General features: G+C 57.5%; 18 protein-coding genes and 4 pseudogenes. 5 read left to right on the plus strand and 17 right to left on the minus strand.

Going from position 1 to position 22,804, the window contains the following annotated elements; genetic code table 11:
- Positions 1-24: 24 nt before the first annotated feature.
- The 8 genes and pseudogenes from ACP7D9_RS13655 to ACP7D9_RS13690 all read right to left on the minus strand — a co-directional run.
- Complete coding sequence (locus tag ACP7D9_RS13655) at positions 25-1,458, minus strand: UbiD family decarboxylase (protein WP_426157985.1); 1,434 nt, start codon at positions 1,456-1,458, stop codon at positions 25-27.
- A 75-nt stretch (positions 1,459-1,533) separates the two neighbouring features.
- Positions 1,534-2,952 (minus strand): sodium:solute symporter family protein, encoded by a 1,419-nt coding sequence (locus tag ACP7D9_RS13660; RefSeq protein WP_426157987.1) that lies wholly within the window; start codon positions 2,950-2,952, stop codon positions 1,534-1,536.
- Positions 2,953-3,146: 194 nt separating this feature from the next.
- A complete protein-coding gene (locus ACP7D9_RS13665; RefSeq protein ID WP_052229556.1) occupies positions 3,147-3,950 on the minus strand; it encodes an enoyl-CoA hydratase/isomerase family protein in 804 nt (267 codons plus the stop codon).
- Positions 3,951-3,969: 19 nt separating this feature from the next.
- On the minus strand, positions 3,970-5,508 hold the full coding sequence (locus ACP7D9_RS13670) for an AMP-binding protein (RefSeq protein WP_069556810.1): 1,539 nt from the start codon (positions 5,506-5,508) through the stop codon (positions 3,970-3,972).
- Positions 5,509-5,513: 5 nt separating this feature from the next.
- Positions 5,514-6,014, minus strand: coding sequence for a (2Fe-2S)-binding protein (locus ACP7D9_RS13675; RefSeq protein WP_008060977.1), 501 nt, complete (start codon positions 6,012-6,014; stop codon positions 5,514-5,516).
- Between the two features lie 2 nt (positions 6,015-6,016).
- On the minus strand, positions 6,017-6,823 hold the full coding sequence (locus ACP7D9_RS13680; protein WP_017737798.1) for an FAD binding domain-containing protein: 807 nt from the start codon (positions 6,821-6,823) through the stop codon (positions 6,017-6,019).
- Positions 6,820-9,819, minus strand: a complete 3,000-nt coding sequence (locus tag ACP7D9_RS13685; protein ID WP_213553383.1) for a molybdopterin cofactor-binding domain-containing protein — start codon at positions 9,817-9,819, stop codon at positions 6,820-6,822. The genes ACP7D9_RS13680 and ACP7D9_RS13685 overlap by 4 nt, the downstream gene beginning before the upstream one ends.
- A 162-nt stretch (positions 9,820-9,981) precedes the next feature.
- A pseudogene (locus tag ACP7D9_RS13690) lies at positions 9,982-10,176 on the minus strand (EAL domain-containing protein); the annotation flags it as partial.
- A 1-nt stretch (position 10,177) separates the two neighbouring features.
- On the opposite strand from ACP7D9_RS13690, the pseudogene ACP7D9_RS13695 reads away from it, so the two are divergent.
- Positions 10,178-10,426 (plus strand): annotated as a pseudogene (locus ACP7D9_RS13695) (EAL domain-containing protein); the annotation flags it as partial.
- Positions 10,427-10,583: 157 nt separating this feature from the next.
- On the opposite strand, the pseudogene ACP7D9_RS13700 reads toward ACP7D9_RS13695, so the two are convergent.
- Together ACP7D9_RS13700 and ACP7D9_RS13705 are read right to left on the minus strand one after the other, a co-directional pair.
- A pseudogene (locus tag ACP7D9_RS13700) lies at positions 10,584-11,364 on the minus strand (histidine kinase dimerization/phospho-acceptor domain-containing protein).
- A 169-nt stretch (positions 11,365-11,533) separates the two neighbouring features.
- Entirely contained in the window at positions 11,534-13,297 is a 1,764-nt protein-coding gene (locus ACP7D9_RS13705) for a recombinase family protein (protein ID WP_256557689.1), read from the minus strand.
- Positions 13,298-13,634: 337 nt separating this feature from the next.
- Between ACP7D9_RS13705 and ACP7D9_RS13710 the strand changes: the two are divergent.
- Positions 13,635-13,919: pseudogene (locus tag ACP7D9_RS13710) on the plus strand (reverse transcriptase domain-containing protein); the annotation flags it as partial.
- Positions 13,920-14,627: 708 nt separating this feature from the next.
- Here the strand turns inward: ACP7D9_RS13710 and ACP7D9_RS13715 are convergent.
- The 7 genes from ACP7D9_RS13715 to ACP7D9_RS13745 form a co-directional block, all read right to left on the minus strand.
- A complete protein-coding gene (locus ACP7D9_RS13715; protein WP_426157991.1) occupies positions 14,628-15,134 on the minus strand; it encodes a metallophosphoesterase family protein in 507 nt (168 codons plus the stop codon).
- A 361-nt stretch (positions 15,135-15,495) separates the two neighbouring features.
- Positions 15,496-15,768, minus strand: coding sequence for a hypothetical protein (locus ACP7D9_RS13720; protein ID WP_426157993.1), 273 nt, complete (start codon positions 15,766-15,768; stop codon positions 15,496-15,498).
- 36 nt (positions 15,769-15,804) lie between these two features.
- Positions 15,805-16,773 (minus strand): non-homologous end-joining DNA ligase, encoded by a 969-nt coding sequence (ligD, locus tag ACP7D9_RS13725; RefSeq protein ID WP_426157995.1) that lies wholly within the window; start codon positions 16,771-16,773, stop codon positions 15,805-15,807.
- Between the two features lie 230 nt (positions 16,774-17,003).
- On the minus strand, positions 17,004-17,435 hold the full coding sequence (locus ACP7D9_RS13730) for a hypothetical protein (protein WP_426158337.1): 432 nt from the start codon (positions 17,433-17,435) through the stop codon (positions 17,004-17,006).
- 2 nt (positions 17,436-17,437) lie between these two features.
- On the minus strand, positions 17,438-17,623 hold the full coding sequence (locus ACP7D9_RS13735) for a hypothetical protein (RefSeq protein WP_426157997.1): 186 nt from the start codon (positions 17,621-17,623) through the stop codon (positions 17,438-17,440).
- A gap of 278 nt (positions 17,624-17,901) precedes the next feature.
- The gene (dnaB, locus tag ACP7D9_RS13740; RefSeq protein WP_426157999.1) at positions 17,902-19,299 is read right to left on the minus strand and encodes a replicative DNA helicase; all 1,398 of its coding nucleotides are present in this window, start codon (positions 19,297-19,299) and stop codon (positions 17,902-17,904) included.
- 318 nt (positions 19,300-19,617) lie between these two features.
- Complete coding sequence (locus tag ACP7D9_RS13745) at positions 19,618-20,319, minus strand: GNAT family N-acetyltransferase (protein WP_426158001.1); 702 nt, start codon at positions 20,317-20,319, stop codon at positions 19,618-19,620.
- Between the two features lie 166 nt (positions 20,320-20,485).
- Here ACP7D9_RS13745 and ACP7D9_RS13750 point away from each other — a divergent pair, with 166 nt between their 5' ends.
- The 3 genes from ACP7D9_RS13750 to ACP7D9_RS13760 all read left to right on the plus strand — a co-directional run bounded on the left by ACP7D9_RS13750 (position 20,486) and on the right by ACP7D9_RS13760 (position 22,792).
- A complete protein-coding gene (locus ACP7D9_RS13750) occupies positions 20,486-21,052 on the plus strand; it encodes a tyrosine-type recombinase/integrase (protein WP_426158003.1) in 567 nt (188 codons plus the stop codon).
- Positions 21,053-21,157: 105 nt separating this feature from the next.
- The gene (locus ACP7D9_RS13755) at positions 21,158-21,997 is read left to right on the plus strand and encodes an abortive infection family protein (protein ID WP_426158005.1); all 840 of its coding nucleotides are present in this window, start codon (positions 21,158-21,160) and stop codon (positions 21,995-21,997) included.
- Positions 21,998-22,339: 342 nt separating this feature from the next.
- Entirely contained in the window at positions 22,340-22,792 is a 453-nt protein-coding gene (locus ACP7D9_RS13760; protein WP_426158007.1) for a hypothetical protein, read from the plus strand.
- Positions 22,793-22,804 lie beyond the last annotated feature (12 nt).

Genomic DNA, 22,804 nt, shown 5'->3' on the forward strand with positions numbered 1-22,804 from the left:
CGCCGAATCCAGCGGCCACCGGGTTCAATCGTGCATCTGGAGCACGCGCTGCCAGTCCTGCGGGGCCGCGTCCGCCAACTTGTCGAGTTCGACTTCCTGTTGGCCTGGCACCTGGATTCGTTTGAAGCGCATGGTCGGTGCCGACAGCGGCACCGTGGCGTCGTAGCCCATCTTCGAGCCAACACCGTCACGGGTGGACGGGTCGAGTTTCGAGCCCTGGGATTCGTGGATCAGCACCAGGTCGCGGTCGGCCTGGAAACGGGTGGCAATCGCCCACTCGACTTCGGTGGGGTCATGAATGTCCACATCCAGATCCACCACGGTGACATGCTTGATGTCGTAGTGACCGCCCAGCGCGCCGAGGATGACGTTCTTGCCCTCGCCTTCGGAGCGTTTGTCGATCTGCACATAAAGGTGATAACGACACACTCCGCCCTTGCTCAGGTGCACGTCACGCACGCACGGAAAACTGCGGCGCAAGTGCGCGAGCATGGTCGCTTCGCGCGGGATGCCGCCGAGCAGCAAGTGTTCCAGGCCGCCGCCGACGATGGTGTGAAAGATCGGGTTGTGACGATGGGTTACGGCGTCGACTTCGATCACATGTCGCTCGGCGCGTTCGCCGTAGTACTGCGGAAACTCGCCGAACGGCCCTTCCATCTCCCGCGCCTTGGCCAGCAACCGGCCCTCGATGACGATCTCGGCGTCGGCAGGCACGCGAATCTGATGGGTCACGCAGCGCGTTACCGCCAGCGGACGGCCATGCAGAGCGCCGGCGATTTCCAGTTCGTCGTGATCGATCGGCACGATGGCCTGGGACGCCAGCAAGGTCAGCGGATCAGCACCAATTACCACCGCCACGTCCAGATCCTCACCCAGCGCCTCGACTTCCTGAAAGAAGGCCAGCGCATGGCGTGGCAGCAGCAATGCACCCAGTCGATTTGGGCTGCTCACCTGCAAGCGGTGAATCGAAACGTTCTGCACCCCGGTGCGCGGGTTGCGGGTAATCAGCAGGCCAGCGGTGATGTAAGGGCCGCTGTCGTACTCGTTGTGGGTGGGAATTGGTAGCAGTTTGTTCAGGTCGATCTCGCGATGCACCACTTGCTGACAAGCTGCATCGCTGACTTCCCGCCACGGCAGCGGATTGAGGCTGGCCGCCTCGAAACGCGCCAACACTTCAGCGGACTCCACGCCCATCGCCTCGGCCATCCACTGCCGGTCGGACAGCAGGCCGGAAACCACCGCAATCGAGTGGCCGCCAGGCTGGGGAAACAGTGAAGCGCTCTTGCCGTCCAGACGATTAGCAATCGCTGCAACGCCGAAACGCAGGTCCACGCCGGGACGTATCATTGCCAAACGCTGCTGGCGTTGCAAATGGTCGAGCCAGCCACGCAGGCTGGCGCCTGCTGGCAAGTCCCCGGCCCTGTCGGCTTCGGGGGTGGAAAGAGTCACAGGCTGCATGGCCTTACCTCGTCATTATTGTTTTGGTGGCATGCCCGGTCACCCCGATGGCATGCTCGTTTGAATCGTCGGGATTCAGTTTCCGGTAGTGCTCGCACCGACGGGCCTGGTGCTGTCGGCATGTTCGGGTTTGCCACCTCGCAGCAAATGGCTCAGGGTCATGATCACGAGTGGCGTGGCCAGTGCGATGTAGGCGTTGTCGATGCCGTAGGGATTGCCCATTAGGAACCAGCCGATGGTGATGATCAGTGACGCGATGATGCTGATGAACGCACCCTGCCGCGTGCCGAATGTCGGCGCGTAAAACACCATCAGCACCAGTACCGCGAGTGAGGCACGCAAGGCCTTGGCGAGGAAAGTCACCACCAGAACGTCGGAGGCGTACAGCGCCAGCGTGATAGGCAGCAAGCCGGCGACGATGGTAGCGGTCCGGGCAAAGTTGAGGTTCTTGCGATCATCCCCTCGGGGGTTGAAGAACGGCTGATAGAAGTCCTTGAGCAACAGTGTGGCGATGCCCATGGTGAGCGCGGCCATGGTGCCGAACAGCGCCCCGGCCAGTCCTGCGACGACGATCCCGGCCATCCATTCGTGCATGTGTCCAAGTATTTGCGGAAAGGCCTGCAACGATGGAATCTGCGGAAACAGCACCGCGCTGCACATCCCCACCATTGCCGCGATCAGGCCGTAGGGAATCAACATCAATGCACAGTAGAAACTCGCGTGTTGGGCCTTGCGCCCGTCGCTGACGGTATTCACCGCCTGCACCACGTACTGGGTGGCGAACGTCGCGCCGATGCCGGCCACCAGCCAGGCGAAAATCTTCGGCCAACCGACGTTGCCGACTTCGAACATCGGCGCTGGCAGTCGCGCCACCAACTCGCCCATGCCGCCCACTTTGCTCAAGGCAAAACCCAGGGCGAGGATGATCCCGGCGTACATCATCAACGCATGCAAGACGTTGGTATAGATCACCGAGCGCATGCCGCCGATGCCGACGTACAGCACCGAGACAATACCGACGATGATGATCGCCGAAGTCCGCTCGATGCTCAGCAAGGTCGCGAGCACTGCCCCACCGCTGGCGTAGATCGAGACCGCGACGATCGACAGTGCGCAGATCATGATCACCGATGTGGCAAAACGTACCGGCTCGCCGTAAGTGCGGGCCAGCGCCCCGGAAATGGTGTTCTCGCCGAGCTCCTTATACTTCTTCGCCAACAGCATGGAGAAGATCACGAACCCGACGCCCAGGGCGGCTATGTTCCAGGCGGCGGAAATGCCATAGGTGTAACCCGCCTGTGCCGTACCAATGCTCGCGGTAGTGCCGATGAACTCGGACATCATCAGAAAACCGATCAGCACCGCCGGGAAGTCCTTGCCTCCGGTGGTGAAGTTTTTCGCACTTTGTGTAGAGCGTCGAACCCAGAAACTGATCAACGCCAAGACCACCATGTAGACGGCCACGATGGTTAAAACCAGCCAGCTAGAAGCCATAAGTGGAACTCCGATTCTTATATTTATTGGACGGATTTCGGTGCAGCCGATCTCACCCTAAGAGCCTCGCGACAGGTTTTCCATTAACGAATATTGATGCGCCCTATCAGTTTCAGTGAAGGGGCAGTAGGCCCTGCTCCATAGGGAGGCACGCCGTTGCCGACATGCTCCCGGGCCTGCTCGCCGGTACGCATTTACTCGCCGGTGAACACTGCCGGACGCTTGCTGTGAAACGCTTCGACGCCTTCCTTGAAGTCCTTGGAGCTGCGCAGGCGGCTGTAGCAGTGACCTTCCATTTCGATCGCGACGGTCAGCGGCGCATCTTCGTTGTCGTTGATCAGTTTTTTCGCCGTGCGCTGAGCCAGCGGCGAGAAGCGCCGCAGTTCATCAGCCAGCGCATCGACGGTGTTTTCCAGTTCGGTATCTGGCACGACCTCGGTAGCAATACCCCAGGCATAGGCCTGGTCGCCCGTAATGCGCTTGGCGCGCATCACCATGTGTTTGGTGCGGGTGATGCCGATGATTTTCTGCAGGCGTGCGGAGCCTCCCGAGCCTGGGATCTGACCCAGGTTCTGCTCCGGCAAGGCGTAGCGCGTGGTTTGCGAAGCAACGCGGAAATCGCAGGCCAGGGACAATTCAAAACCGACGCCGAAGGTGTAACCACGGTTGGCGACGATTACCGGTTTTTCGCAACGTGCCGGTGCCGCAACGTTCCAGGCCAGCTTCGAAACGTGCTCCGGCGAAGCTTCAAGGAAACCCTTGATGTCGCCACCGCTGGAGAAGTGTTCACCCACCGAGCGCAGCACGATGACGCGCACATCTTTGTGTGCATCGAGGGCTTCGAAGACCAGGCGCAGTTGATCGCGCTGCCCCATGGAAATGACGTTCAACGGCGCCCGGTTGAGGATGATGTCAGCGCGCTCGCGGGACACATCGACTTCAACCTGGAAGCCATCGAACTGAGTGTCGAGAAATTGCTGGATCGCTTGTTGTTGCATTGGAGTGTCCTCTGGATGATTAGCTGATGGCCTTCAAGGCCTGTTCCTGAAATTGGGCCAGCAGCACGCGCCGCAGCACCTTGCCAACTGGAGATTTGGGAATCTGATCGATGAACTGGTAACGCCGTGGCCGCTTGAATTTGGCCAGGCCCGAAGCGATGCAATGAGCATCGAGGTCGCATTCCGACACCTCGGCGCGCAGCTTGATAAACGCTGCAATGATCTTGCCCCACTGCTCGTCAGGCAGACCGACCACCACCACTTCTTCCACTGCCGGGTGCAGAGAGAGCATGTTTTCGATTTCCGCCGGGCTGACGTTTTCGCCGCCGGTGATGATCAAGTCATCGACACGACCCGTGACGAACAGATCGCCTTCCAGATCGAAGTAGCCGATGTCACCGGTGAAATACCATCCGTCGCGCAACGCCTTGGCGTTCGCCTCAGGGCGGTTCAGGTAGCCTTCGAACGCCTCGTCACTCGCCAGGTCGGCGATGATCTGGCCCTCCTCCAATGGGTTGGCCTGCACGTCCACCGTTTCAGCATCGATCGGTACCACGCGCACGCGCTGGTTCATTGCACTGCGCCCTGAGGAGCCGGGTTTGCGACTGGCCTGCTGGTCGATGGTGAAGGTGTAGATTTCCGAGCTGCCGTAATGGTTGACGAACAACTGCGGCTGGAACGCCTGCTCGACGCGACGCATCAAGCCGTCGCTCATCGGCGCGCCGGCAAAGCCGATTTTCTCCACACTGGCTACTCGCTCGCGGCCGAAGGCCGGGTGCTCGATGAGCATGTGGTAGAGCGTCGGTACGAGGTACAGGTTGCTGACCTTTTCCCGCTCGATGGCCTGCAGCGTGGCTTCCACGTCGAACTTCGGCACACAGACGAAATGCCCGTCGATCAGCGCCATGGACAGCAACGAACGCACGCCCATGGTGTGGTAAAGCGGCATGACACCCAGCGTGCACTCGCTCTGGCGGTAGAGGTTTTGCGCTACGTGGGCCACCGCCGCGGCGCGTTCACTACGGTGCCGACGGGGCACGCCCTTGGGCTTGCTGGTGGTTCCGGAGGTGTACAGCAGCAGTGAAAAGTCTTCGGCGTCGGCCTGCAAAATGATGTCGGAGGGGGTCTGCGAACACAGCTCCTCGAAACTCAGGTCGGTGTCGGCGGCACGGATACCGGCGGCGATCCGTGGCAGCCTGGTGGCGGCGCTGCAACCGGCCACCGCGGCCACGGTCGCGTCGTCGTAAGCCAGTGCGCGGATTTGCGCATCTTCGATGCAGTAGCCCAGTTCATCGGCAGTCGAACGCCAGTTCAACGGGGTCATGACCACGCCCGCAAACTGACAGGCCCAATGCAGGGTCGCCATCTGCCAGCGGTTCTGCATCGCTACCAGCAGTCGGTCACCCCGTTGCAGCCTAAGGCGTTGCAAGCCCCGCGCTGCGCTCTGGATATCGACGAACCAGTCTTCATAGGTTTTCTTCAACGCACCGTCACTGACCGCCACGGCGTGCGGTCGGCGTTCAACGGCAGCGAGAAAACTGCGTCCGAGATCGAACATTATTGTTATACCCCTTTGTTCGTTTGGCGCTGGGCAGCGACTTCGAGCACGGCCTGGACGATGCCGGTGTAGCCCGTGCAGCGACATAGATGCCCCGAAAGCATGTCGCGTACCTGGGTCTCGTCCGGGTTGGGTACCCGTTCGAGGAAATCCACGCAGGACATGAGAATGCCCGCAGTGCAAAAGCCGCACTGCAAGGCGTGATGACGGCGAAAGGCTTGTTGCAGATCGCTCAGTGTGTCGTCGTCGGCCAGGGACTCGACGGTCTCGATACGCCGTTCGTGCCCCTGTACCGCGAGCATCAGGCAGGAACGCATGGCGACCCCGTCCACCAGCACCGTGCAGGCGCCGCAGACACCGTGTTCGCAACCGACATGGACGCCGGTGGCACCGAGGTCGTGGCGCAGGAAGTCGCAGAGTTGGGTCCGCGGTTCGGCCAGCGCTTCGCGGGAGCGGCCATTGAGTTCCAGGCGAATCGGAAAGGTTTGGTCGGCAGTTACACGCATGTTCAGACTCCTTCGATCATCTGATGACCCAGCTCGCGAACCAGTTGGCGGCGATAGGCGGCGCTGGCGTGCACGTCGTCTTGTGCATCGAGCGACCAGGCGGTTTGATTGAGCGCGTCAGGCAGCGCCGCACCCCGTGGCAGGCTGCGACGTTGCGGACGGTCGGCGACCCCGCCGATGCCGAGTTCGACCTGGTCCGTCCCGATGGCCGCGGCCAGGGAGACAATTGCAAAGTCGCCGTGGCGCATGGCGATTTCGCGGAAGCGATAGGTGATGCCTTCGCGCTTGAGCGGAAAACGCACCTCGACGACCAGCTCATCCGCACGCTTGTCGGTGGTGAGAATGCCTTGGAAGAAGTCGGCGGCCTTGACGATGCGCTTGCCTTTTTTGGACTCGAGAACGATCTCGCCGCCCAGTGTCACCAGGCACAGCGGCAACTCGGCGCTGGGGTCGGCGTGAGCCACCGAACCGCAGACCGTACCGCGATTACGCGTCTGGAAGTGGCCGATCCAGGGCATCGCCAGTGCCAATAAAGGCACCTCGTCCATCAGGGTCGAACGCGCCAGCAACTGCGCCTGTCGCACCCCGGCACCTACCGCCAAGCAATCCTTGCGCAGCTCGATATAGGCCAGCTCGGCCACATGATTGATATCGATCAGCAACTTGGGTTGAGCCAGGCGCATGTTCAGCACCGCCATCAGCGATTGGCCACCGGCGATGATGCGAGCCTCCTGGCCATACTCGGCGAGCAACTCAACCACCTGACGACGGGTTTCAGCCCGAACGTAATCGAAAGCAGCCGGTTTCATTGCGCACCCCCCTTGCCAAACAGCGCGCCAAGCGAGGCGCGCAGTCGCGCCCACCAGCCTGTGGAGATGGCTTGGCCGCTGACCCGTTGCGACAGGCGAGTAAAGATTTGTCCGATGATCACTTTCGAGGCCCCTTGCAACATTCGGCCGCCGACCGCGGCGACTTTGCCGCTGACCGCCACCTGGTATTGGTATTCCAGACGCGTGTGGCCATTTTCCAGTTCGACGAAACGCACTTTGGCCTGGCCCTGGGCCGAACCCATCGAGCTGCTGCCGGAACCGGACAGACGCAACGAATGCGGTGGGTCCAGATCACTCAGGGCCACCTTGGCCTCGAAGCGCGCACGGATCATGCCGACGCCGACGGTGACGTCTGCGCGGTATCGGTTCTCGCCTTCAAGCACGAGGTCGTGGCAACCGGGAATGATCGCCGCCAGCGTCTGCGGGTCGAGCAAGGTATCGAAGACCTGTTGCGGCGAAGCAGGAATCACCACCGAGTCGTTGGCCCGCAACGCGGGTCCACCGGCAGGTGCTGCGTCCAGGTCTTCGTCGGGCTCCATACCGGCGGGCCGAGGGGGCTCGTCGATCCCGATGAGCGTGCGTACTTTCGATGGTGTCAGTGGCAGACGGATGTCCGAGCGACCGAGGGCGTCGGCCACCGCGTTGGCGATGCACACCGGCGTGCTCATGTTGTTGCCCTCGCCCACACCCTTGGCGCCCAGCGGGGTGAAGGGCGATGGCGTATCCATGTGCAGGATCACCGGTTCGATCACTTCCGGTGCGGTTGGCACCAGATAATCGGCGAAGGTCCCGGAGAGGAAGCTGCCGTCCTCACCGTAGGCGAATTCTTCCATCAGCGCCGCGCCGAGGCCTTGGGTGAAGCCACCACGAATCTGGCCGTCGACCAGCGCGGGGTTGAGCAGGCGGCCGGCGTCATGGCAGGTGACGTAGCGATCGATGTGGATCTCGCCGGTCATGCGGTCGATTTCCAGACCACAGATGTCGAAGACAAAGCCGTAGCACAGCGAGCTATTGACCTGGTCCTGGTCGTCCGGGGCCACCAATTGCGGCGGGCTCCAGAACGCGGTTTCGCGCAGACCGCCACTTTCACCTTCCGGTAGCAGGCCCGGCGACCAGTGGGTCGCACCGGCAATCCGATGGAATGGCGCCACCGCCCCGCCATTGACCACAAAAATCTTGCCGCCGGCGAAACGAATATCTTCGGGACTGGCCTGCAATTGCTCGCCGGCAATCACGGCGAGGCGATCGCGGATCTTCAGCGCGGCCTTATAGACGGCACCGGCCACAGCGCCGGCGAAACGGCTGGAATAGTTGCCCGAGGCAATCGACCAAGCGTCCTTCTGAGTATCCAGCTCGACGTTGACCACGATGGATTCCAATGCAACCCCAAGCACTTCGGCGACGACCTGAGCGACGGTGGTTTGATGGCCCTGCCCTTGCGGTGTCGAGGACACATGCACACTGACGTCACCCAACGGGCCGACGTTGATGGTTGCGGTGGCGACAGCGCCGTTTTTCGGACCGGCCTTGCGCCGCTCTTCGGGTGTCATCGCGGTGGTGATGTAACCCATGTTGGAAATCGAGGGTTCAATGACGGCGGCATAGCCAATGCCATAGATTCGACCTTCCGCCCGCGCCTGATCACGACGTTTGAGCAACTCGTCGAGTCCACCGTCAGCCGCCGCCAAGGCAATGCCAGCTTGGTAGTTGCCGGAATCGAGCAACGCACCGGCGGCCGCGCGATATGGGAAGGCATCGGCCGGCACCAGGTTGCGGCGGATCACGTCCAACGGATCAAGCTTCAACTGCACGGCGATATGTTGCAGCAGCCGCTCCAGGGCGAAATATACCTGCGGGCCACCGAAACCACGGTTCAGGCCGGAAGGGGTTTTGTTGGTCAGCACCACGCGGTTGCGCACTTGCAGATTGCGGATCGCATAGGCACCCGTCAGGTTGCCGTGCATGCGGTAGAAAGTCGCCGGTTCAGGCGCTCTAAGGTAGGCACCACAATCGTCGATCTGGTCATAACGCAAAGCGGTGATGCGCCCGTCTGCTTCTACCGCCGCTTCAATTTCGGTCACCCGATTGGTCGCCGAAGAAGCCCCCTGAAGATGTTCCAGACGGTCCTCGACCCACTTCACCGGTGCGCCGACCTTGCGTGACGCCAGCCCCATCATCACCACGTAAGGGAAAACCCCTTGCTTGATGCCAAAGCTGCCACCGGAATCTTTCGGTGTGCGCAAACGCAAGCGGTTGCCAGGCACATTCAGAGCCCGGGCCATGACCGTGTGTAATGCATAGGGGCCCTGGAAATTGGCCAGCACGTCATAAATGCCGGTGGCGCGCTCGTACTGAGCCAACACCACATAGCATTCAATGGGTGTGCAGGAACTGCGCGGAAACTTCACTTTGAGCGAGACCTTGTGCGGCGCCTGCTCGAAGGCCTGCTCCGGCTCGCCATAACGAAAGCGTCGTTCGTTGACCACGTTGCTGCCGACGGCTTCGTGCAGGATAGGCGCCTGTTCGGCGGTGGCCCGTTCTGGATCGATGATCGGGGGCAGCGGCTCGTATTCAACGCGCACACCTTCGATGGCGTCTTCGGCCAGATAGCGGCTCTCGGCGATCACCACGGCCACCGGCTCTCCAACGTAGCGCACTTTGTCGACGGCGACGCACCAGTGCTCCATCGGCTGACGTACACCCACCGGAAATGGCAGCGCCCAGCGTTTGACGTCTTCGCCGACCAGCACGCCGTGCACGCCTTTCATCAGCAGCGCACTGGAAAAGTCCACCGAGGTGATCCGCGCATGAGCGTGGGGTGAACGGATGATCGCCGCATGGAGCGTCCCCGGCGGGATCGCAGCGTCATCGGCATAGCAGCCGAGACCGCGCAACAATGCGGCGTCCTCGACACGGGCCTGACGGGCGCCGATGTGGCCGGTCTGATTTTCGGTAGCAGGTTGGAAACTAGTCATTTTTTCGCGGCTCTTGTTGTTATGCAGCGCGATAGCGTTAGAGCCGAGTGTGTGAGAAAGGCGCAGGGAGCGCCTTGCCTGGGGAGAGGGAGTTCTGCGTTGGAGTCTGACAATTTGCCTTAGCGTCTGATTTACAGGACTGGGACCCGACAGAATGGCCGCTCAGGGAAGGGACGCGGGATGGCTCAGGAAAGCTTCGATTTCTGCGTAGGGCATTGGTTTGGCAAAGTAATACCCCTGAAAAATATCGCAGCGACTGCCCTTCAGGAAATCCACCTGAGACGCCGTTTCCACGCCTTCGGCGACCACCGTCAGGCTGAGGTGATGGGCCATGGAAATAATGCCTTGGGTGATCGCCCAAGCCACCCTGGAGAAACATGGTCTGCGTGGTGAGCAGTTAGAGCTGGAGATCACCGAGTCGCTTCTGTTGCATAGCGCGATCGATACGTTGCACCGGCTCAAGGCGTTGGGGGTGCGCATTGCGCTCGATGATTTCGGCACCGGCTTTTCCAGCCTCAGTTATCTCAAGCGTTTGCCCATCCACAAGATCAAGATTGATCGCTCGTTCATCCAGGAAATCGCCACCGACCCTCACGATGCGGTACTCGATACGGCCTGCGCGCACTTGCGCCAGTTAGGCGAGCAGGGCATCACCGGCATCTCGATGGCGGTGAATATTTCGCCGATGCATTTTCAGCGTGGCAATTTCGTCCAGTGTGTCTTCGTCATCTACTATCAAAACGTGAATGTCAGACATCGGTGGTTTACTTCGCCTCGTTCCCTGGGGGCGCGGGAAAGTCCAGGATCACCTGAGTTCCTACGCCAAGCGTACTGATAATGTCCATGCGCGCACCGTTGGCATCCAGCAGTTGCTGACTGATGCTCAGCCCCAGCCCTGTACCCCGCGCCTTGGAGGTAAAAAAACGGTTGGCGGATGCGCTGCAAGTCCGCCTCGGAGATACCGCAGCCCTGGTCAATGACCATGACTCGCACCTGCCCATCCCATACTTGGGCGCACAGGCGCACGGGGCTCTGGTTGTCGCAAGCCTGGAACGCATTCAAACAAAGGTTGACCAGGATCTGCCGGATCTGGTCCGGGTCGACGTAAAGCTGCAAGCCTGGTTCTGTTTCGCACAGCAATTGCGGGTCGTCCGGCTCTGCCAGCCGGACGATCTGCTCGAACAACGACGCGACAGCAACCACCTCGGGTTGAGCCGGGTGAGGCCTCCCATATTCCAACAGATCGCTGGTGACATGGGATAAGCGGTCGATTTCCTTGCCTAGGTCGGTCAGCAAGTAACGTCGTTCGGGTTCTTCTTCTCGGCGCAGTAAGGCTTGCACTGTAGTTTTCATGGTTGTTAGGGGATTGCGCACCTCATGGGCCACGCCCGTGGCAAAGGCCCCCAGTACCGCGAGATTTTCTGTCCGCACAGTGTTTTCCAACATGTCCGCCAAGCGCGCGGCCATTACATTGAACGCCCGCGCTACATGGTTGATTTCGTCGTCACGGGGCTGTTCAGCCAGGCGATAACTGAGGTCGCCCATGGACAACTGATGAGCGCCCTGTAACAAGGTGCTGACCCGCGAGCGCAACTGTCGCGACAGAGTAAAAAACACTATGAGGATAAACACGATAAAACCAGCAGCTATCCAGTACAACCATCACGAATGGATGATGTGCTTCCTGCAACACCGAATTGCGGATAGGCGAATGTTAGCGCTGATAGCTCGATGGCTGCGCACAGGTGTTCTCGAAAATGGAAAGCGCATTCCTGCGAAGCAGGGCACGCCGCAAGGTGCGCCCAGTACGCCGCGTACGATCTTGCATACTTTTTTCTCTGGTGCCGGAGCCAGTCGACGTCTCGCTGGCGTTGAACCCGGGATCCGGATCAACCCGGAACACCACCAAAATCTCGTCTTTGTGAATCTCGACGCGTTTGACCAGACCGCGGATGATCTCGCGCTTGGTGACGAAATCGACAGTGCCCAGTCGGTCATGGACAGCCGCGGCAAACTCTTCGAGACGATTAATCACGAGAAACAGCTCGCGCTGCCCCACCTGATGACGCCGTGAGTCCTGAATCTGCTGATCAAGCTGCTCCAGACGGCTCTTCAAGTGCCGCATCTTCGGATCAAAGTCCATTTTGTCGATCATACCCTCGGCATAACTATCGATGAGCCGCGACCTGCCTTTGTCCAGCTGCAGTCGTTGTCGTTCCAGTGCGGCCGTATCAAGGTTTGTTTTTTCTTTTTCTTCGAGGATTCCCAGCCGACGTTCATATTCATTCTTTAGCCTTCCAGGGTGGGCGAGCAGCTCAACAACCTGCTGCCACACCAGTTCATCGAGACGGTCCGTTCGTATTTGCTGATTGTCACAGACGCGTTCGCCACCAAAGCGGTAGGCATCGGTTCCAATGCAACGATAATAGGCATAGTCCCGACGTTGGACTTTGGCCGCTGCCTTGCTGACCTTTTTACCGTAATAGGCGTAGTGACAATGGCCGCAAACGGTCAAGCCCTGAAGCAGGTAGACCGCACCATGACGGCGCTGACGAGTCGCTTTGCGATTCTCAGCAAGTTGCTCTTGAACCGACTGAAACAACCCTTCGCTGACAATCGCCGGTACGGCTATCTCGATCCACTGACTCGGATCGGTACGTACGGTGGAGTAGCCCTTCCTGGGCACCTCGGCACTGTGGCGTTGTGCGCGTATCCGAGGTAAACGATCACGCGCCGGTGTTTTACCGAAAGCGGCCCGGCCCATGTAGGCTGGATTTTGCAATATTCCCCATACAGTGCTGCGATCCCAATACGGTTTACCTGAGGCGGTGACGGTGCCGGTTGCCCCAAGGCGTCGCACCACTTCGCCGATGCTCAGTCGCTCCATCCCAATCCATTGAAAGATGGTTCTGACCGTCGCCGCTTGCGGCAGGTCGATAACGTACTGTGCGGGTGCGCCATCAAGTTGCTTACGAATGTAGCGATAACCGTACGGCGCAGTCGACAGCACATTGATGCTGCCACGTCTGGCCCCATGAAGCTTGCCGCGACGATGGCGCTCCATGATTTTGGCACGCTCATATTCCGCGATCATGCCCTGCATCTGCAGCAGCAACGACTCCTCTGGCGTGACGCCAATGGCATGATTGAGGAAGACGACCTGTACGCCGCACGCCGATAGTTCTTCCATCAGCAAGGCCTGGTGAGCATATTTTCGCGACAGCCGGTCTGGGGACAGGACGTAGAGACGTTCCACCAGGCCAAGTGCAGCGCGGTCTCTGAGCCGTTCCAATTGTGGGCGAATCAGCGTCGCGCCGCTGACGCCTGCATCGACAAAGCGCATGTCCTCAGCAACGTGGGCACCATCAGCCACGATCCGCTCTGTCAACGCGGCAATCTGGCTTTCAATCGTGCCGCGTTTAGCCTGTTGATCAGAGGATACGCGAGCATAGAACGCCACCATCACAGCCTGGCTCATTGTTCACCTCGCTTGGCAGCACGATGCTTTGTCACAGAGGATTGGGGTTGTGGCAATTCTGAGGAACCGCGCGCATCTGTCGGTTTTAGCTGCTCGTAGACCCTCTCGAACTGCTCACAAGAGAATCGATTTGGCTCGAAAGCCAGACGAATATGCCAGATCCGCGGTTTTCGGCTCATGACTGAAGTCTCCCGTCAGTGGAGGCGATGACCTCAATGACGAGAACAATCTCGACGTCGGGGCATCCTGCATACCTCGGAGCAAAACTCTCCCTGGCAATGCGCAGCCCCCAGTTTATCCAAGAGTTTGCTCTATTGTTGCCGGCGTTATTTCACCGTTGCTTGCCAACATCTACCTGCACTACGTGATGGACTTGTGGATCAGGCAATGGCGCGAGCGTACTGCACGAGGTCAGATGATTGCTGTGCGATACGCAGACGACAGTGTGCTTGGGTTTGAAAAGCATGAAGATGCATGGAGTTTTCGCCAGGCGTTGGAGGCTCGACTAGCCCAGTTCAACCTGACACTGCATCCAGAGAAAACACGTTTGCTACGGTTTGGCTGGTTCGCGATCGAAGATCGCAAGAAGCGCGGAGAAGGAAAACCGGAAACTTTCGATTTTCTCGGGTTCACGCATATCTGTGACAAAACCAAGAACGGGATGTTTGTGGTTAGACGCGTGACCATCGCCAAGCGTATGAGAACGACAATCAGGGAGATACGGGCGCAGTTACACAAGCGCAGACATGAGCCCGTCCCGGTAATCGGACAATGGTCGAGCCGTCTGTTTAAAGGTTACTGCAACTACTATCACGTACCCGGTAACACACGGCGCTCGATGATGTTCCGTTGCCGGTATTTCGGACGATCAAACAGTCGGGGTAGTCCTGGCTTGGGTAGGCCGTCCCGACTTTCCGGGGATACGCACCTGATCCAAGAGCTTTTGATGATGGTTTCACGCCAAGCATCCCAAACTTAGATTGCGCATCATACGAAATGGCTGGGGGCGAACCAAGAAATCACTTACACAAGCGGACTTTGCCCAAGCAACAAGTGAGGATGCCTCGGTCAAAAATGTTGATGTCAGCTGATGGGCTAGTCCTTGGGTTTTACCATAATCCCCCTGACACCTTCGCGTGTAGCTTTCATTGATTGCTAACACTTAGAGACGCGAGAGGCGCTGCGCGAAGGAACAATGTTTGGCCACAGGAGATTGGAGTCGTATCTGACTTAACCTACGATGGCAGCGTGGCGCCAAGGGCGTTATTCAGCATTTTTCAGAGGCTGGCTGCCTCCTACAAAACGCTGCGTAAACTGTTGGCGCTGCAGATTATGCGTGGTTTCCCTGGATCGCGGTAATCGTAGTGATTTCAGCGGGGGGATCCAGCAGGGAAATCAGGCGCGGCTCGATGCTGTCGGGTTGTACCTCGAGAATTGCCAGCGTGACCGGCAATTTAAAACGCCGAGGGCCGGCGCTACCAGGGTTCACGTATAGACGATCGCCGCGCCATTCTATGCGCGGTTTGTGGGAATGGCCGGTGATGATGAGCTTTATGTCTGGATCTAGATCAGCGGGGACTTCGGCAATGTCGTGGATAAGGAGTGTTTGCCAACCGTTGAGAGTGCAGGTCAGAAGATCGGGGAAGTCTTTGGCCCATAGGCTGCGGAGATCATTGTTGCCGCGCACGGCGTGGACGGGAGCAATTTTGGACAATTGGGCAAGGATGTCCGGGTTGCCGATGTCGCCGGCGTGGATGATCAGGTCGCAGCCTTGGAGCGCGCCGATGGCTTCGGAGCGGAGGAGATTGTGAGTGTCGGATATCAGGGCGGTTTTCATGGGCCAGTTCTCTGTGGATTTCGCGTAGGAGTGACTGTTTTCGGCCAAGAGCTGTCAGTCGATATCAATGAATACTTAGGTGATTCCGATTCAAGTAAACACTGAGAAACGCTCGATTTGATCTAGGCAGCTGTGCGCATTCACCGAGCTGGCACGCTACGAAATCACAAAATTGTCTTTATGTGGAATTACGCAAGGATTCATAATTTCTCTCGTTGTCTGTTTGAGTAATGAGAGTCGACTCATACCGCCTCAAACTTGCCTTGCCAGTGGCTGAGGCTGTGAATTACTGCGGTGTCAGTCGCATTTATTTCGAAGTAGTCGCATTTATTTCTGAAAACTACACTTGCAGCTTAAATCCCTATGCCACGTCAGGCATCTGCGCATCGATCTGGCGCCACAACTCGCGTTCGATGAACTCCGCATACTTCTCGGACAGCTCCGCACAGCCTTTTCGACTGAGATCCGAAGGCCTCTCGTTCTCGTCGAAGACCACCCCAGAAACCACACGAAACACTATCTCCTGATATCCCTGGGCGTCCCAGTCGCCGATCCACGCCCCCGGGTTGGGGTCAGCGTTAATCACCGTGAATTCGCACTGAAGCACAAAGCCTTCGAAAGCGACTTCATACACAGTGACCTCCTGACATGCAGTGGGCTGCCGCAGCGATCACGGCGCGTCGTGCGTGTCTGTTTCAAGGTTGATTTCAGATGCCGGTTTGTCCTCACGTAGCCCGAGAAACACAGCGTGTCTTACCCTACCTGTAGGGGTAATTTCGGTGTACTTCACCTCACAAACAAGTTGTGGTTTCACCCAGACCGCGGTGATGTCCTTGGATAGTTTGGGCGGTGATGGAAGAGATGAATCAGCCTGCTCTAATGGCGCAAGCAAGGCGCGCAAGCGTTTGAGCGTACGACTGTCAAAGCCGGAGCGCACACGGCCGGCATACACTAGCTGACCGTCATCGTTATGCAGGCCGATCAGCAGCGAGCCGATGCCGCCGGCAGAACGGGTAAAGGCAAGGATGATGAACTCCTGGCGTGGCGAGCATTTGACCTTAACCCAGTTGCCGTTGCGCTCGGAGGCATAAGGGCTGCCCGCTCTCTTGCAGACGATGCCTTCCATCTCCAAAGCGCAGACATTGTGTAGCAAGTCACGAGGATCGACATCCAGTGTGTCGGTTAAGCGTACATGCTGCAGCTCTACCCGGTTGAGGAGTTTGCTCAGTCGCAATTGACGTTGCTCGATCGGCAGCGAGCGCAAATCGCGGCCATTTTCGAACAATAAATCGAACGCAAAAAGGCGCAAGTCATCTGTTTTGCGACTACTGAAAGCCGACTGCAACGACGAAAAGAGAGGGCGACCATCCTCGTCCTGCACGACGACCTCCCCATCAATCCATGCTGAACGCACCGGGAGCATGAGCAACTCGTGGGCGAGCACCGGCATGCGTTTCGTCCAGTCATACCCATTTTTGGTGAACAAGGTAACGGCACCTTGCTCAATTCGCGCCATCAGCCTGTAGCCGTCGAACTTTATCTGATACAGCCATTCGTCTCCGTCCGGTGGACGGCTGGCCATGGTCAGCAATTGCGGCTTTATCAGCTCTGGGCACGGTAAGACTTTAGGCGAAGCCATGACACCAAACTCATAGGCAAGGTAATTAGTCTGTGGATTCGTAAGAAGGCCAAAAGGTCATTGAAATTAGACTTTGATCAAAGATTTCATCGGCGCCGAAAGCCAATGCAGCCAACCAAAAGACAACACGCCTCAAAACCCGAACAAAAAAAAACCCGGACAATGCCGGGTCTTTCCTTTTCCTATCCAGTGCAACGACTGGAGGTTAAAAGCTCATGAGCAACGGATGCCTATAAGTGAAGAAATGGCGTTAAGCCAACGAGAAACCCCATTACCCCAAGAACGCCACCCATCACCCCAAGTCGAGTCGAAAGACGAATTCCAAGATCAGGATGGTTCCAAAACCATTGGTAGATTTCGAAGGTCGATGCTCGCCTGATTTCCAGATCGACGTCGGTTTTAAATTTGACGCCGAGCACATCGACAGCATCGTAATCAAGGGCAACAGCCCGCTTTGTGATTGAGATACCGCCTGGTGTACCCATCGCGTACCGGAGTACTCGCGAGCCATTTTTAGAGTTGCATATGACCACCGCTTCCCGCCGGAAAAACCTTCCGCGGTCCAACCTCTTGGAATCGATGTTGCTGTTGTGCAGCCGGACGATGGAGTGTTGCAGCCCACAGTCCTCGGGAAGAAGCTGAACGACCGATTCTACTTTCATCTTCACACCAACCTTCCGGTCAGACCGGAAATTGCGTGGTGCCCAAGGATGACCGTCGGTGTATAGCGGTAGTGAAACCAAACCACCGCTCCAGTGGTAGCCTCGAAAATCCAGCCACCAGCAGACTCACGGTAGGCGCGTGCCGCCTCAATGGTTTCAAAGCCGGAAAAAGTTGGTTCAAGCGACATATTGTGTACCCCCAAATTAGCTTTGCAGGCACACCCACCCTACCGGGTGAATGTGCCCGGTAGGCGAAGAACCCGGCCAGTTGCCGGGAGGTTTAGACGAGAATCAGTCCATAAAAGGACTGGGAATTCCCTGTGGTGCGAATTGCTGGCAGATGGGCCAGCTTCCTATTTGGTCGCAGTTCATACTGCAGGCCAAATCAGTTTCTAAGGTAGCTTTGGGCACGGTCAAAAACAAGCGCTCAACGCGAGCAAAGTCTCATTGCCAAGACCATATAGCCCTACTCGTCGTCGTCGAAGTTGTAGCTGCCCGGAGCTAGGTTTTCGAAGCGGGTGTACTTGCCGATAAACGCCAAGCGGATAAAGCCGATCGGGCCGTTCCGCTGCTTGCCGATGATGATTTCGGCGATGCCCTTGTGCTCGGTTTCCGGGTGATACACCTCGTCGCGGTAAACGAACATGATCACGTCGGCGTCCTGCTCGATTGCACCAGATTCACGCAAGTCGGAGTTCACTGGGCGTTTGTTCGGGCGCTGTTCGAGGGAACGGTTGAGCTGCGACAGCGCCACTACCGGACAGTTGAATTCCTTGGCCAGGGCTTTCAGGGATCGCGAGATCTCGGAAATCTCGTTGGTGCGGTTGTCACCGCTGGACCCGGGAATCTGCATCAGTTGCAGGTAGTCGATCATGATCAGGCCGACATCGCCGTGCTCACGCACCAGACGACGAGTGCGCGCGCGCATTTCAGAAGGACTGATGCCGGCGGTGTCATCGATGAACAGTTTGCGGTCGTTGAGCAGATTGACCGCCGACGTCAGGCGCGGCCAGTCGTCGTCTTCGAGCTGGCCGGAACGCACCTTGGTCTGGTCGATTCGGCCGAGCGAAGACAGCATACGCATGATCAGCGATTCGCCTGGCATCTCGAGCGAGTAAACCAGGACAGCCTTCTCGCTGCGCAACACGGCGTTTTCCACCAGGTTCATCGCGAAGGTGGTTTTACCCATCGACGGTCGGCCGGCGACAATGATCAGGTCGGACGGCTGCAAGCCGCTGGTCTTCTCGTCGAGGTCGGTGTAACCCGTAGACAGACCGGTGATGGCGTCGGCGGTGTTGAACAACGTGTCGATGCGGTCGATGGCCTTGGTCAGCAGCTCATTGACGCCGACCGGGCCGCCGGTCTTGGGCCGCGCTTCGGCGATCTGGAATATCTGCCGTTCGGCTTCGTCGAGGATTTCTTCAGCGGTGCGACCTTCCGGGTTGAAGGCGCTGTCGGCAATCTCGGTGCTGATGCCGATCAGTTGGCGCAACGTCGCACGCTGGCGGACGATCTGCGCATAGGCCTTGATGTTGGCGACGGAAGGCGTGTTTTTCGCCAGTTCGCCAAGATAACCGAGGCCGCCAACTTGCGACGTCTGGCCTTCCTTGTCCAATTGCTCGGCAAGGGTCACGACGTCGATCGGCGAGTTCTGATCGGCCAGTTTGGCGATCGCGCGGAAAATCAGACGGTGGTCGTGTCGATAGAAATCGCCATCGGAGACTTGATCGAGCACGCGTTCCCAGGCGTTGTTGTCCAGCATCAGACCACCGAGTACAGCCTGTTCAGCCTCGATGGAGTGCGGTGGAACCTTTAAAGATGCTGTTTGGAGGTCGTATTGCTCAGGAGCGGACAATTCGTTCATGGGCTCGCTTTATCTTCATCTGGTGAAATGAAAACCCGTTACCGCCGGTTCTGATCGATTTCGAACGGCCCGGTTGCTATTGATTGCACGCAATTGACCCTAGACAGGCCTCCGCGTCATTCTGTGAATTAGGTGGGTGGCATCCTACCGTAACTTAGGCGGCCGGCAACAAAGGCCATGGGACGATTAGACCTAATCCCAGCAGAGCCAAAAATGTTTCACACTTCCTAAAACCGCAAGCTTCCTTGATATAGGTCTATTGAGCTCCAACTCGCCCCCCTGTTGTCGAGCGTGCGGGACGACGTGCGCCATCCCCGCTTATTCAAGCGGGGCATGACAACCTAGACGTTTCGCAACGTAAGTTTCGGCCTTCAGGCAAAGCGCTTTGATACGCTCGTCAGAGTCTCTGTACGCCCAATCAATGACCTCGATGCCGTGTGTCGCAATCGCATCCTTACGGGCCTGTATGACCGCGGGGTGATCTTTAATCCGCGACATGTCCATGACAGGCATACCCATGTCATCCGGTGCTGGGGAAGAATACATCTGCACCTGACTGCTTCGCGCCAGCTCCACCTTAAACCCCAACCGCTCATAAAGCGGGACGCTTTCTACAAAACACGTCAATGTGGCTGATGGATATCGTTGAAGCATGTGATGGATTAATGCTGAGAAGACACCTCGTCCTCGAAAGCCCTCATGAACCGCACCGTAGTTGACCCCACAATGCTCTTGAGAACCGGTGAGCGGCATGTAAAGCAAAAAGCCAATTAGCAAACCTGGATACTCATCGTCATCGAACGCTACGAGCACCTCCCCGTTCCCCCCACCAGGCTGTCCGATCGCGCTTAGGTATGCGTGAATTTCAAACTGTAGATAGATCTGTGAAATCGGGTAAAGAGGATGGTCGGATGGGCAAGCATCCATCGCGAGATCCGTCGTATAACGGGCTGCCATACCGATAATTTGCTGTGCAAGAGCTTCAGGTACCGCGTCGTTGTAAAGACCAAAACGGATCATGAAAAATGCCTGTCAAAGAAGGAGAGTTTTTCCTCAATTTGACCGATTATACCCACGGAAGGATTTAAGCGTTGAAGCAAGCTCGCCAGCAAAATTCCGGTCGCGCGGCGTTCTTTGGCCAGCCGGAGTCCGGGCACCCACCAGCGACGTGGAGACGGTACTGAAAATGCTGCTTACATGCTTTGGCACCGGCATGACCGTGACAGAGATCTGCCGCCTTCGCGTGAGCGACTACCTGACAGAATCCGGCACTGTGCTGATCGACTCCCTGGTGCGTGCAGAAATCGCCTACAACCATCGCTCCAGGCCGTTGTGCTGGACCAGCAAGAAGTTGACTAATGCCATAGACGCGCACCTTGCCGAACGCCTCGCACGTGGTCACGGCGTTTCAACCAGAGTGATGGCCTTTCGTGGACTTGATCCTGACTCGCCGTTGTTCGTGTCCGGTCGCACTGGCGAGGGGTTGAAGATCAGCGCTCAGAAGCGTGACGGTAAAACGTACTACAGCGCGAACCAGCTCAGCCGACTCTATACACGCCTGTTCAGCATGGCCGGGATCGAGGGGGCCAGCGCACAGTCTGGACGCCGCACACTTGCGGTCAAGTTGAAACGCCGCGGCATCGACTTACGGCACATCAGCGAGATATTGGGCATCGAGAGTCTGGAAGCGGTCAAGAAGCTATGCGCAGGTGATCCAGCCCGTCTGGGCGACATAGTGCGGAGAATTATTTGATGTCGGTTCAAAGATTGACCCCGGAGGATTTCAAAGCCGAGTACCTGCGCTGGAGATGGAGCGGCAAGAAATCGATCACCCACTGTATGGCCGAGTTCTCTGATTATGAATAAGTTTCCGGTACCCGCCTTCGTACTCGCTGCGGTCGCTGACGCGGTAGCAGAGGCCGAAACTCACGCAAGCTTAGATAGCTTATTTATGTACGCAGAAGCACCTGGCGATCCTCCCGAGGGAAGCAAGCCGGTAAAGGCGCTTGACTGGTTGAGACGAATAAACAAGGAGAGTGGCGACCGCGCGCTTTCGATTATTGGGCGAATTGTCGAAAAATATCTGGATGCCCCGGAACCCAGTGCCTCCTTTTGGCAACCCGAAGCTGCCGTTGAGGCGCATAAGTTGAGGGTGAAAAAAATCAAGGACGCGCTGGCCAGAGCTGGTTTCTCATATAGCTCTGGCGGAATTCTTAGCCATGGACAAGGTATCGCTACAAAATCTCTGGCAGAGCTCGTTAAGGCTCGGAACCTAGACGTGATTGAATTTGAATTCGATCGCGCTCTGAAAAATGTCGTGGCAAGCCCAAGAGAAGCAGTATCAGCGGCGTGCAACATATTAGAAACGATTTTCAAAATTTATATTGAGGAACACTCACACCTCTCAATGCCAGCCAAGCAGGACCTTCAAGCAGTATGGAAGGTCGTCAAAGCAGATCTTGGACTAGACGCATCGATTATAGAGGAGCGAGATCTTCAGGAAATTATCAGTGGAATCATGGCCACAGTGAATGGAATCGGTGCGCTGCGCACCCATGGAAGCTCAGCACATGGTCCGGTGAAGCGACCTTACAGATTAAAACCTAGACACGCTCGGTTAGCAGTGCATGCAGCGCACACCATTGCCGCTTTCGTTCTTGAAACCTGGGACGAGCGAGCCGCAAAGGTGGAAGGCTGATTGTAATAGGCGGCAATGACTACAACGGCACGAAAGCGTGGGTCGCCATTGATCCTGATGCACCATAGGAAACAGGAGCAACACTGTATGGGAATGCCGAGCGAACCGCATCATGACGAATATGTTTTGAGCCTGGCACGGAAGTGTCCATTTCCAGAATGGCTTTTGCTGGAGCTACCAAATGGGAAATGGGGAGCATTCTGGCATGCAGGGCTAGAGGGAACTTGGGCTACGGCTGTTTGGGAAGGTGATTATTCAGCATGCGCCTTGGTCCATGCTGATCGATTCGAGGTGCTTCGCTATATGGAGAAGCATCAGTCCCACTAAGGTAGGAAAAGCCGAATGAGCGTTAAACAGTCACTCCGCGATTATGAAGCCGCCCTCTATGTCGCGCCGCGCAGAATCGTAGCGGAAGGCCAGAAATGGGCGAGCGACGTGCCACAGGATGCAGGTGTCTATGTTCTCTGGAGAGATGCCACCCCTATCTACGTTGGAGAAACTTCATCTTTAAGGTCGCGAATGAGGGACTTGACTCGGGTCGAAAATCATACCTTCGCTCGGCTCACATGCAGGCAGTTCAGCATTGACGTTGGTGACCAGCCGGGATTGATCAGCATACTTTCGAAAACCTACATGCTTTCCTTCGTTTTGGTACCTTTTGGGCGAAAAGAAGTCGAGGAGTTTCTGATACTTCGGTGGCGTTCAACCCTTTTCAACAAGCCGACGACACGATTGATGAAGGGAACTCAATACGATTGGGTTTCTGAAATTGTACCCAGCCAAAAGGCTCTCTGAACTAAGAAAAAG

Source organism: Pseudomonas sp. TSRC2-2 (assembly GCF_049897785.1).
Lineage (GTDB): Bacteria > Pseudomonadota > Gammaproteobacteria > Pseudomonadales > Pseudomonadaceae > Aquipseudomonas.